Origin of the sequence: Cupriavidus gilardii, from assembly GCF_017598945.1 — a bacterium.
GTDB lineage: Bacteria > Pseudomonadota > Gammaproteobacteria > Burkholderiales > Burkholderiaceae > Cupriavidus > Cupriavidus gilardii_E.
In genome coordinates, this window is sequence record NZ_JAGFTW010000038.1 from 73,413 (window position 1) to 85,995 (window position 12,583).

7 protein-coding genes and 1 pseudogene are annotated in these 12,583 nt (G+C 68.4%); all 8 read right to left on the minus strand.

Annotation, left to right across the window (positions count from 1 at the left end; translation table 11 throughout):
• Positions 1–4,758, minus strand: a complete 4,758-nt coding sequence (locus J5T34_RS14060) for a glutamate synthase-related protein (RefSeq protein ID WP_244258906.1) — start codon at positions 4,756–4,758, stop codon at positions 1–3.
• A gap of 358 nt (positions 4,759–5,116) precedes the next feature.
• Positions 5,117–5,830 (minus strand): transposase, encoded by a 714-nt coding sequence (locus J5T34_RS14065; RefSeq protein ID WP_208580281.1) that lies wholly within the window; start codon positions 5,828–5,830, stop codon positions 5,117–5,119.
• Positions 5,831–5,975: 145 nt separating this feature from the next.
• On the minus strand, positions 5,976–7,112 hold the full coding sequence (locus J5T34_RS14070) for a deoxyguanosinetriphosphate triphosphohydrolase (protein ID WP_208580282.1): 1,137 nt from the start codon (positions 7,110–7,112) through the stop codon (positions 5,976–5,978).
• Positions 7,113–7,172: 60 nt separating this feature from the next.
• Entirely contained in the window at positions 7,173–8,291 is a 1,119-nt protein-coding gene (aroB, locus tag J5T34_RS14075) for a 3-dehydroquinate synthase (RefSeq protein WP_208580283.1), read from the minus strand.
• Entirely contained in the window at positions 8,278–8,874 is a 597-nt protein-coding gene (locus J5T34_RS14080) for a shikimate kinase (RefSeq protein WP_208580316.1), read from the minus strand. The genes aroB and J5T34_RS14080 overlap by 14 nt, the downstream gene beginning before the upstream one ends.
• A gap of 226 nt (positions 8,875–9,100) precedes the next feature.
• Positions 9,101–10,453: pseudogene (locus J5T34_RS14085) on the minus strand (type IV pilus secretin PilQ); the annotation flags it as partial.
• 110 nt (positions 10,454–10,563) lie between these two features.
• On the minus strand, positions 10,564–11,658 hold the full coding sequence (locus tag J5T34_RS14090) for a pilus assembly protein PilP (RefSeq protein ID WP_208580285.1): 1,095 nt from the start codon (positions 11,656–11,658) through the stop codon (positions 10,564–10,566).
• On the minus strand, positions 11,645–12,337 hold the full coding sequence (locus tag J5T34_RS14095; RefSeq protein ID WP_208580286.1) for a PilN domain-containing protein: 693 nt from the start codon (positions 12,335–12,337) through the stop codon (positions 11,645–11,647). The genes J5T34_RS14090 and J5T34_RS14095 overlap by 14 nt, the downstream gene beginning before the upstream one ends.
• Between the last annotated feature and the right edge of the window lie 246 nt (positions 12,338–12,583).

Genomic DNA, 12,583 nt, shown 5'->3' on the forward strand with positions numbered 1-12,583 from the left:
TCAGGCGGCGATCGCCTCGCGGTCGCTGTCGCGCGCGGCCTGTTCCTTGGCGTACATCTCGCCCAGCGCCCGCTTGTACTCGGTCGGGAAGACCTTGACGAACTTGCGGCGCGCCGTGGTCCAGTCCGACAGCAGCGCCTTGGCGCGCTCCGAGCCAGTGAAACGGAAGTGCTGCTCGATCAGGCCGCGCAGGATTACCTCGTCCAGCTGGCGCTTGCCGCCGAACTTGTGCCAGCTGGCAGCGCTCTGCCCCTTCTCCTGGTCGGCGGCGCCCAGTACTGCTTCGAGCGCGACCATCGAGGTGTTGCAACGCTTGTCGAACAGACCGTCCTCGTCATAGACGTAGGCCACGCCGCCCGACATGCCGGCCGCGAAGTTGCGGCCGGTGGCGCCCAGCACCACCACGGTACCGCCGGTCATGTACTCGCAGCCATGGTCGCCGGTGCCCTCGACCACTGCGACGGCGCCCGAGTTGCGCACCGCGAAGCGCTCGCCCGCCACGCCGTTGAAGAAGGCCTCGCCCGCGATCGCGCCGTACAGCACGGTATTGCCGACGATGATGTTGCGGGTCGGATCGCCGCGGAACTCGTGCGGCGTGCGCACGATCACGCGGCCGCCCGACAGGCCCTTGCCGACGTAGTCGTTGGCGTCGCCGACCAAGTCCAGCGTGATGCCGTGCGCCAGGAACGCGCCGAACGACTGGCCGGCGGTGCCCTGCAGCTGGATGTGGATGGTGTCGTCCGGCAGGCCCTCATGGCCGTACTGGCGCGCCACCACGCCCGACAGCATCGCGCCGACGGTGCGGTTGACGTTCTTGATCGGCTGGATGAACGACACGCGCTCACCCTTGTCGATCGCCGCGCGCGACTTGGCAATCAGCACGTGGTCGAGCGCCTTGCCCGATTCCGGCGCCAGGCCGTGGTCCTGCGTATCGGTGTGGAAACGCGGCTGATCGCCCGGGAACGGCGGCTGGTAGAAGATCCGCGAGAAGTCCAGGCCGCGCGCCTTCCAGTGCTCGATGCCGCCACGGGTGTCGAGCAGGTCGGCACGGCCGATCAGCTCGTCGAAGGTGCGGATGCCCAGCTGCGCCATGATCTCGCGCGCTTCCTCGGCGACGAAGAAGAAGAAATTGACGACGTGCTCGGGCTTGCCCTGGAATTTCTTGCGCAGCACCGGATCCTGCGTGGCGACGCCGACCGGGCAGGTGTTCAGATGGCACTTGCGCATCATGATGCAGCCCTCGGCGACCAGCGGCGCGGTGGCGAAGCCGAACTCGTCTGCGCCCAGCAGCGCGCCGATCACGACGTCGCGGCCGGTCTTCATCTGGCCGTCGGCCTGCACGCGGATGCGGTTGCGCAGGCCGTTGAGCATCAGCGTCTGCTGCGTCTCGGCCAGGCCCAGCTCCCACGGCGTGCCGGCATGCTTGATCGACGACCACGGCGAGGCGCCGGTGCCGCCGTCATGGCCGGCGATCACCACGTGGTCGGCCTTGGCCTTGGCCACGCCGGCCGCGACCGTGCCGACGCCCACTTCGGACACCAGCTTGACCGAGATGTCGGCCTGGGGATTGACGTTCTTCAGGTCGTGGATCAGCTGCGCCAGATCCTCGATCGAGTAGATGTCATGGTGCGGCGGCGGCGAGATCAGGCCGACGCCCGGCACCGAGTAACGCAGCTTGCCGATGTAGTCCGATACCTTGTGGCCGGGCAGCTGGCCGCCCTCGCCGGGCTTGGCGCCCTGCGCCATCTTGATCTGGATCTGGTCGGCCGAGGCCAGGTATTCGGCGGTCACGCCAAACCGGCCGGAGGCGACCTGCTTGATCTTCGAGCGCAGCGAATCGCCGTCCTTCAGTTCGATGTCGCGCTCGACCACGTCGTCGCCGAGCAGGCTCTTGAGGGTGTCGCCGTTCTTGATCGGAATGCCGCGCAGCTCGTTGCGATAGCGCTTCTCGTCCTCGCCGCCCTCGCCGGTGTTCGACTTGCCGCCGATGCGGTTCATCGCGATCGCCAGCGTGGTGTGCGCCTCGGTGGAGATCGAGCCGAGCGACATCGCGCCGGTGGCGAAGCGCTTGACGATTTCCTTGGCCGGCTCGACTTCCTCCAGCGGAATCGCCTTGGCCGGATCGACCTTGAATTCGAACAGGCCGCGCAGCGTCATGTGGCGGCGGCTCTGGTCGTTGATCAGGTTCGCGTATTCCTTGTAGGTCTGGTACGCGCCCTGCCCTTCGTTGGCACGCACCGAGTGCTGCAGCTTGGCGATCGAGTCCGGGGTCCACATATGCTCTTCGCCGCGGACGCGGAACGCATATTCGCCGCCGGCGTCGAGCATGGTCTCCAGCACCGGGCTGTCGCCGAAGGCGTCGCGGTGCAGGCGCAGCGCTTCCTCGGCGACCTCGAAGATGCCGATGCCCTCGACGTTCGACGCGGTACCGTGGAAGTACTTCTGCACCAGCTCGCGCGACAGGCCGATGGCCTCGAAGATCTGCGCGCCGGTGTACGACATGTAGGTCGAGATGCCCATCTTGGACATCACCTTCTGCAGGCCCTTGCCGATCGCCTTGATGAAGTTCTTGATCGCCTTCTCGGCCGACAGGTCGCCCGACAGGCCACCGGCCATCTCGGCCAGCGTTTCCATTGCCAGATACGGGTGCACCGCCTCGGCGCCGTAGCCGGCCAGCAGCGCGAAGTGATGGACCTCCCGCGCCGAGCCGGTCTCGACCACCAGGCCGGTGGAGGTGCGCAGGCCCTTCTCCACCAGGTGGTGATGGATGGCCGAGGTGGCCAGCAGCGCCGGGATCGCGACGTGCGACGGATCGACGCGGCGGTCCGACACGATCAGGATGTTGTAGCCGGATCTCACCGCATCGACGGCCTCGGCGCACAGCGAGGCCAGGCGCGCCTCGATGCCTTCCTTGCCCCACTGCGCCGGATAGCAGATGTCGAGCTCGTACGAGCGGAACTTGCCGCCGGTGTAGTGCTCGATGTTGCGGATCTTGGCGATGTCCTTGAAGTCCAGCACCGGCTGGGATACTTCAAGACGCATCGGCGGGTTGATGTTGTTCAGCTCGAGCAGGTTCGGCTTCGGCCCGATGAAGGACACCAGCGACATCACCATGTTCTCGCGGATCGGGTCGATCGGCGGGTTGGTGACCTGGGCGAACAGCTGCTTGAAGTAGTGGTACAGCGTCTTGTTCTTCGACGACAGCACGGCCAGCGGCGAGTCGTTGCCCATCGAGCCGGTCGCCTCTTCGCCGGACAGCGCCATCGGCGCCATCAGGAACTTGACGTCCTCCTGCGTGAAGCCGAACGCCTGCTGGCGGTCCAGCAGCTTGGCCGCCGGCTTCTGCTCGGAGGCGACGTCCTCGGGCTTCGCGTCGATCTCGTCGAGCTTGATGCGCACGGCGTCGATCCAGCTCTTGTACGGCTTGGCGTTGGCCAGGTTGTCCTTCAGTTCCTTGTCGTCGATGATGCGGCCCTGCTCCATATCGATCAGGAACATCTTGCCCGGCTGCAGGCGCCACTTCTGCACCACGCGCGACTCGGGGAACGGCAGCACGCCGGCCTCGGAGGCCAGCACCACGACGTCGTCCTCGGTCACGTAGAAGCGCGCCGGACGCAGGCCGTTGCGGTCGAGCGTCGCGCCGATCTGGCGGCCGTCGGTAAAGCAGATCGCCGCGGGGCCGTCCCACGGCTCCATCATCGCGGCGTGGTACTCGTAGAAGGCGCGGCGGTTGTCGTCCATCAGCGTGTGCTGCTCCCACGCTTCCGGAATCATCATCATCATCGCGTGGACCAGCGGATAGCCGGCCATCGTCAGCAGCTCGAGGCAGTTGTCGAACGACGCGGTATCGGACTGGCCCGGATAGATCAGCGGCCACAGCTTGGGCAGATCGTCGCCCAGCACCGGAGACGAGATCGCGCCGGTGCGCGCGTTGATCCAGTTGACGTTGCCCTTGACGGTGTTGATTTCGCCGTTGTGGGCCACCATGCGGTACGGGTGCGCCAGCTCCCACGCCGGGAAGGTGTTGGTCGAGAAGCGTTGGTGGACCAGCGCCAGCGCCGACACGGCGCGCGGGTCCTGCAGGTCGCGGTAGTACTGGCCGACCTGGTTGGCCAGCAGCAGGCCCTTGTAGACCACGGTGCGCGCCGACATCGACGGCACGAAGTATTCCTTGCCGTGCTTGAGCTTGAGCGCCTGGATGGCGTGGCTCGCGGTCTTGCGGATTACGTACAGCTTCCGCTCCAGCGCGTCCGTCGTCATGATGTCGCGGCCGCGGCCGATGAAGATCTGGCGGATCACCGGCTCGGTCTTGCGCACGGTCGGCGACATCGGCATCGTCGCGTCGACCGGCACGTCGCGCCAGCCCAGCACGACCTGGCCTTCCAGGCGGACGGTGCGTTCGAGCTCCTGTTCGCAGGCCAGGCGCGACGCATGCTCCTTCGGCAGGAAGATCATGCCGACGCCGTATTCGCCGGCCGGCGGCAGGGTCACGCCCTGCCTGGCCATTTCCTCGCGATAGAACTGGTCGGGGATCTGGATCAGGATGCCCGCGCCGTCGCCCATCAGGTGGTCGGCGCCCACCGCGCCCCGGTGATCCAGGTTTTCCAGGATCTTCAGGCCCTGCAGCACGATCTCGTGGCTCTTCTTGCCCTTGATATGGGCGACCATGCCGACGCCGCAGGCGTCATGCTCGTTGGCGGGGTCGTACATGCCTTGCGCCTGCGGGCGCTCGGCGGGCAGCTGACCCTGCGAGGCCATCTGCTGCTGGGCCTGCTCGGCCGACGGGATTTGCGGTTGGTCCACGGGCTTCGATTCCGGTGAGGGCTGCGCGCCTCGTGTGGCATCGGCCGAAACGGCGTTCGCGTGCGGTCCGGATCGGGTCGGACGGGGGTTCGCAGGCGATGGGACCGCAGCGGCGTACACAGGACGTGACGCGCCGCACAATGAATGTGGGTGGAGCAAATATAAAAGAATCGTCCGATGCCCGCAAAAAAATAAAATGGGGTCAGATCATATTAACCCATGCCCTGTTTTGGTGAGGGGTATTTAATGGGGACACATTAATATCGCACTATTTAGGTGCACCGGAATCGGTTCGCTGTTGCCGCTGCGGTCATCAGGGTTGCACCGCCTCTCCGTCCGTCGCGACGCGTTTGGGCCGCCCCTTCGGCAGCGGCTTCACCCGGCGTTCCCCGTAGCGCTCCAGGCCCCGCAAGAAGGCTTCGCTGCCGAGCGGCCAGCCGCTGTGCGCGTGCTTGCGCAGCACGGCCAGCGTCGACGACGACAGCCCTTCCGCCGCCAGCGACTGGTAGCGAGACTGGCGTTCGAAAGGCGTGTTGCCAAGCGCCCAATAGGCAGAGTGATCGCTCACAAATGGGCTGGCTTCGAGGCCGACGTGATGGCGGTGGCTGCTCCATTTGTCCTCGTCCGGCGTGTTGGCCTCGCCGGCGCGGACCGCGTTGCCTTCGACGTAGAGCATCGCCGGCAGCAGCCAGGTGTCGGCTTCCAGCACGGCCGAACGGAAGCGCCCTTCCCACAGCGTGCCGGTCCGGTCGGCGACGCGATTGAAGTAACGGGCGTAGCGGCGGCCGACCGCCTGCATGGTCAGGCTCAGCGCGTCGTCGCGGCGGGGGGTCGCCACCAGATGGATATGGTTCGGCCGCAGGCCGTAGGCGTGCACCGCCAGATCGTGCTCGCGCGCCGCCATACGCAGGCAGTCGAGGTAGAAGCGGTAGTCGTCGGGACCGAGGAAGACCGGCTGGCGGTTGTTGCCACGTTGCAACACCAGCGCCGGCAGGCCGGTCGGAGAGAAGCGGGGAAGTCGAGCCATGGCGCCATCGAGTCAAAGCGATGGCGGGATGATAGCTGATCTGTCCCTGTTTTATTGTCTTAAGGATGACTTGCCAGACCACGGGGTTGCTCCCCTCTCCCGCTTGCGGGAGAGGGGAAGAAAACCCTTGCTGGCGTTTGGCGCTTCAGTTCTGCTCGCCGACCGCGAACATCCGCCGATGCTCCCGGATCGCGTAGCGGTCGGTCATGCCGGCGATGTAGTGGGCGATCAGCCGCGGCTGGTCGCCGCCGTGCGAGGCCTGATACTGCGGCGGCAGCAGGCGCGGATCGCCCATGAAGGCATCGAACAGATCGGTGATGATGCGCTGCGCCTTGGCCGACATCCGCATCACCAGGTAGTGACGGTACAGGTGGCGGAACAGGAAGCGCTTGAGCGCCTGCGCCTCTTCCCTGACCGCCGGGCTGAAGGCGACCAGCGGACCGGCGGCGCGCACCGCGTCGATGTCGGCGGGCCGGGCCGCGGCAATATTGCGCTGGGTCGTCTCGATCAGATCGACGATCAGCGTGTTGATCATGCGGCGGACCGTCTCGTTGATCAGCCGACGGCCGTTGATGCCCGGATAGGCCGCCAACGCTTCGGCGCGATGGCGGCCCCACATCGGCACCTCGTCCATCTGTTCCAGCGTCAGCAGCCCCGAGCGCAGGCCGTCGTCGATATCGTGGTTGTTGTAGGCGATCTCGTCGGCCAGATTCGCCAGCTGCGCCTCCAGCGACGGCTGCGTGCCCTCGAGAAAGCGCCGCCCGAGCTCGCCGAGCGCGGCCGCGTTGACGCGCGAGCAGTGTTTGAGGATGCCTTCGCGCGTCTCGAAGGTCAGGTTCAGGCCGTTGAAGCCGCCGTAGCGCTCTTCCAGTTCGTCGACGACCAGCAGGCTCTGCAGGTTGTGCTCGAAGCCGCCGTGGTTCTTCATGCAGGCATTGAGCGCGTCCTGCCCGGCGTGGCCGAACGGCGTGTGGCCGAGGTCGTGCGCCAGCGAGATCGCTTCGACCAGATCCTCGTTCAGCCGCAGGTTGCGGGCAATCGACCGCGCGATCTGCGCCACCTCGAGGCTATGCGTCAGCCGCGTGCGAAACAGGTCGCCCTCGTGATTGACGAATACCTGCGTCTTGTATTCGAGCCGGCGGAACGCGGTGCTGTGGATCACGCGGTCGCGGTCGCGCTGGAATTCGCTGCGCGAGGACGACGCCGGTTCGACATGGACACGCCCGCGCGACTGCGCCGAGTGCGCGGCATAGGGAGCGAGATGGCTTTCGAGGTCGGTCATGCGGCAATCCGGTTGGGCGATGCGGGCATCGTCTGAGGGTTGCGAGGCATGGCCGAGCGCTTACGCGACCGGTGCCTCGACGGGACGTTTCAATACGGCATGCTGCAGCGTGCTGCGCAGATCGGCGTCGGGCACGCTGGTGATCAGCGCCTCGCCGAGCTTCCTGAGCAGGATGAACTTGATCTGGCCGGCCTCGGCCTTCTTGTCGACCTTCATCAGTTCGATATAGCGATCGACGCCCAGGTCCGGCGCCACCACCGGCAGCATCGCGGCGGCCACCAGGCGCTCGATGCGCGAGCGCGTCTCGATGTCGATGAAGCCGAGCCGCAGCGACAGGTCCGCGGCCATCACCATGCCGCAGCCCACCGCCTCGCCGTGCAGCCACTGGCCGTAGCCCATGCCGGCCTCGATCGCATGGCCGAAGGTATGGCCGAAATTGAGCGTGGCGCGGATGCCGCCCTCGCGCTCGTCGGCCGCCACGACCGCGGCCTTGATCTCGCAGGAGCGCTGCACCGCCAGCGCCAGCAGGTCGGCGTCGCAGTTGTTGAGCGCGCCGATATGCTGCTCGATCCAGCCGAAGTAGTCGGCATCGGCGATCGCGCCGTGCTTGATGACCTCGGCCAGGCCTGCGGCCAGCTCGCGCGGCGGCAGCGTCTTCAGCGTGCCGATATCGGCGATGACCGCCTGCGGCTGGTGGAAGGCGCCGATCATGTTCTTGCCGAGCGGATGATTGATGCCGGTCTTGCCGCCCACCGACGAATCGACCTGGGCCAGCAGCGTCGTCGGCATCTGCACGAACGGCACGCCGCGCATGTAGCAGGCTGCGGCAAACCCGGTCATGTCGCCGACCACGCCGCCGCCCAGCGCGATCAGCGTGGTCTTGCGGTCGGCGCCGGCGCCGAGCAGCGCGTCGAAGATCAGGTTCAGCGTCTGCCAGTGCTTGAAGGACTCGCCGTCGGGCAGCGTCACCGTACGCACGGTCTTGCCCAGACTCGTCAGCGTGGCCTCGACCCGCGCCGCATACAGCGGCCCGACGGTCTCGTTGGTGACAATGACGGCATGGCGGCCACGGATATGGGGGGCCAACAGAGGGGCCAACACTTCAGCGCGGTCCAGCAGGCCGGCGCCGATATGGATGGGATAGCTGCGCTCTCCCAGGTCGACTTCAAGCGTGATCATCGGTCTTGGTATCTTGCGACGGCGCGGCGTCGGCATTGGCCTCCGCGTCGGCATCGGTATGGGGATGGGCATCGGCACCGCCGGCCGCCGCAGCGATCCAGCCGGACATCTCGAGTTGCATCAGCACCATATTAGCAAGCTGGGCTACCGAGGGCTTGCCGGTCTCGATGACGAAATCGGCGACCTCGCGATAAAGCGGGTCGCGCTCGGCGTACAGCGCCTCCAGTCGCCCCTTCGGGTCCTGCGTCTGCAGCAGCGGCCGGTTGCGGTCGTGCCGCGTGCGCAGCCACAGGTCGTGCGGGCTGGCGCGCAGATAGACCACGGTGCCGCGCGCCTTCAGCCGGCTGCGGTTCTCCGGCCGCAGCACCGCGCCGCCGCCGGTCGCCAGCACGATGCCCTCGCGCTGCGTCAGTTCGTCGATCATCTGCGCCTCGCGGTCGCGAAAGCCGCTCTCCCCTTCGTGATCGAAGATCACCGGGATGCGCACGCCGCAGCGGGCCTCGATCTCATGGTCGGAATCGAAGAAGGCATAGCCGAGGCGGCGGGCCACGGTGCGGCCGACAGTGGTCTTGCCGGCGCCCATCAGGCCGACGAAAAAAAGGTTCGGGCGGGAAGCGGTCACGGATTCGCGGCGAGCCGATCGGCGCTCTGCAGGCGGCTCGCGGGTTGGAAACGGCATCATCTTCTTATGTCGGGCCCGGCGGGGCAAGACCCGTGCAGGCGCGCGGCCGGCACAGACGGCAAATCGGCGGCCAGATTTGCCGGATCCTGCCGCATGCGCGTGGCTGCCTCGCATGGCGGGCCTCAGTCTACTGCATCCCGCCGAGCGGGGCGTGCGAATGGCGGCGGACCGGCGAGACGGCATCGTGCAGGATGCGCGGCGTCAGGAAGACCAGGAGCTCGGTGCGATCGCGCCAGACCGAGCGGCTGCCGAACAGCCTGCCAAGCACCGGGATATCGCCCAGCAGCGGCACCTTGGCCGCGTCGCCGCGCTCGGCGCGCGTATAGATGCCGCCGATCACCGCGGTGCCGCCGTTCTCGAGCAGCACCTGCGTCTGCACGTGCTTGGTATCGATGGCGAAGCCCTGCGTGGTCTGCACGCCGACGCTGTCCTTGCTGACGTCGACATCGAGCAGCACCTGGCCCTCGGGCGTGATCTGCGGCGTCACCTCCAGCTTCAGATTGGCCTTGCGGAACTGCACCGAGGTCGCGCCGCTGGAGGTCGCGGCCTGATAGGGCAGCTCGGTGCCCTGCTCGATCAGCGCCTTGATATTGTTGGTGGTCACCACGCGCGGGCTCGACACGATCTTGCCCTTGCCATCGGCCTCGAGCGCCGACAGCTCCAGCGCGACGAAACGGCTGGCGGCGCTGTTGAACAGGCTGACCGCCAGATGGCCGGGATCGGCGCCATGCAGCGCGCCGGCCGGCAGACTGAGCAAGGGCCCGGGCTCGCCCGCCGCGCCGGGCAGCACGTTCGGCAAGGTATCGCCGACGCGGCCGTGGCCGTACTGCGCGGCAAAGCCCAGTTTGACGCCCAGATTGCGGCTGAACTTGTCGTCGGCCTCGACGATGCGGGCCTCGATGATGACCTGCCGCACCGGCACGTCGATGCGGGCCAGAAATTCGGCGATCTGCTGCAGCCGCTCCGGCAGGTCCGAGACGAACAGCTGATTGGTACGGGCGTCCGCGGTCAGGCTGCCGCGGCGGGACAGCAGGCGGACCGACGATGCGGCCTGCCCATGCTGCGATCCCTGTTGCCCGCCATACGCGCCGGGGCTCGCCGCGGGCGCGGCGGCTCCGCTGCCGAGCAGCAGCCGGCGGACATCGTCGGCACGCTGATAGTTCAGCTGGAACACCTGGCTGCCGACCGGCTCCAGATCGGCCAGTTGCTGCCGCGCCTCCAGTTCCTGCCGGTCGCGGGCCGCCAGTTCGGCGCGCGGCGCGACCCACAGCACATTGCCTTCGCGCCGCGACGCCAGTCCCTTGGCATCGAGCACGATGCGCAGCGCCTGCTCCCATGGCACGTCCTTGAGCCGCAGCGTCAGATTGCCCTGCACGCTGTCGCTGGCGACCACGTTCAGATCGGTGAAGTCCGCGAAGACCTGCAGCAGCGCCCGGATATCGACGCGCTGGAAGTTGAGAGACAGGCGTTCGCCCGATGCCGAAGGCGCGGCGTCGGCTGACGGCGCTGCCACCGCGGCCGCGGCGGGCGCGGCCAGCACGCGCAGCGGCGCGGCATGCGCGAGCGCCAGCATCCCGAAGATCAGCCCCATCATGCCGGCGCATCGAGCGCGAGGCGGGCCGTCGTTTCGATCCATCGATCCTCCCCGTTCCAGACCCGCTCGCGCAGCACGATCCCGTCGCGCTCGATGCGCACCACGACGCCGTCGCGGCGGCCCAGGCGCTGGCCCACCTGCACCGCGGCGACCAGGCCATCCGCGCCATCCACGCGCACCACGCCGTAGGCGCGGCCCGCGCTCTGCAGGCTTCCGACCATCCGCATCTGCTCGAGGGCATAGGCCTCCAGCGGCTCGCGCGCCCGCGCCGCGACTGCATCGTCGGACGGCGCAAATGCCGGTGCGGCCAGCCGCGCATCCGCGAAAAGATCGGCCACGGCGGCACCGGCCGCGCCGGCATTTGCGTCCTGGAGCAGCGGCAGGCGAGGCGCAGGGTCCAGCGGTGCGGGATGCCATGTCGGCGGTGGCGCGGCGTCGTGCCCGCCTTTCCCTCGCGATGCGCGCGTCGTGCGCTGCGGCGCGGCGCGTTCGGCGGCATCGAGCGCCCGATAGGCCAGCACGACCGCCTCCATCGTCAGTGCGCCGTCGTCCTTGCCGGCCGCCAACTGCATCGACTGCAGCGTCACCAGGCGGGGCAAGGCGGCGAGGCCCGCCAGCCATGCCGCGATCTCGCGATAGCCGCCGTCGACACGCAGCGTCAATGGAATCTGCACGAAGTCCGCGCCCACGACCGCGGCCTGCGGCTGGAACAGCGCGATCCGCAGGCCGTGCGCGTTGGCGAGCGAACTCAACGTGACGAGCAGTTCGTCGATGCCGCCATGGTCGGGCAGATGGCGCTCCCGCACTGTCAGCGCCTGCGTCAGTTCGGCCAGCCGCCGCCGCATCGGCTCGGCGCTCGCCGCCTCGGCCGCCAGTCGTGCGGCCGACTGATGCAGCGCGGCGTGCTCGGCCTGCCGGCTGTTCAGCAAGGCCAGCTTGTCGCGCCAATGCCATTGCCACCCGGCCGCCACCACCGCACAGGCGACCAGGATCGGCCACAGCCCGCGCAGGTCCGAACCATCGCGACCGGCCCACTGGCCCGGCCACGATGCCGAGCCGGGCGCGATCTCGTCTTCGTCATCCGGCGCCATCTGGGCTCCCGTCCCGCGCTGGCGCGGGCATGGACGCGCCGGAGGAGTCGACGTTGGCCCCGTCGACGTTGGCCGCCGTGGCGAAAGCGCGATGGACCAGCCGGACGGCGAAGTCGAAGCGGGGCTCGGCCTCCATGCGGTCGACTGCCCCTCCGGCGGCGCCGGGCCCCGACGCTGCGGTGCGCGATTCGAGCAGATCGACGCGGGCCAGCCACGGCGCCGGCTCCAGTTCCCGCATCAGGGCCGCCACGCGCTCGTGACCCCGGGCCACGCCTTCGATCGTCACCGTGTCGTCGCGCTGGCCGACGCTGCGCAGCTGAATGCCCCGCGGCACGTGGCTGGCCAGCGCATCGAGCAGCCGGGCCGGCCGGCCTCGATTCTGCAGCAGCGTGTCCAGCGCGCTGCCGCGCCGGCTCACCGCGCCGATCTGCTGGCGCAGTGCCTCTGCCTCGCGCGCCGGGGCTTCCCAACGGCGCGCCCGCTCGGCCAATGCACGGTTCTCTGCCTCGGCGGCCGCGATACGCCGATCGAGCAGGTAGCCGCCCGCCAGCACCGCCGTGCCCGCCACGGCCGCCATCGCGCGCCACCCCGGACGCAGCGAGCCGGCGCGACTGGCCAGATGCCGTCCACGATCCCTGACCGAATGCCATGCCGCCCGCCACCTCTGCCGCGCTCGCACGATGCCCCTCCCTCCGTCGATCCGGCGCGGCGTTGAACTCGGCGGCGCGAAGGCGGCTCTAACCGCCTTTCTCGCCGCCGAGCGCAAGCCCATCCGCCCTGTTCGCCCTGCCCGTCCCTGCCCGCCTCGCCTGGTACAAGGCCAGTCCAGATCCTGCCAAGCCCGTGTCTCTCGCCGTGTTCCCAGCGGACGGGCCTCGTGCACGCCCGCCCCGCATGGCGCGCCGATGGACCGATTCTCGGCAGC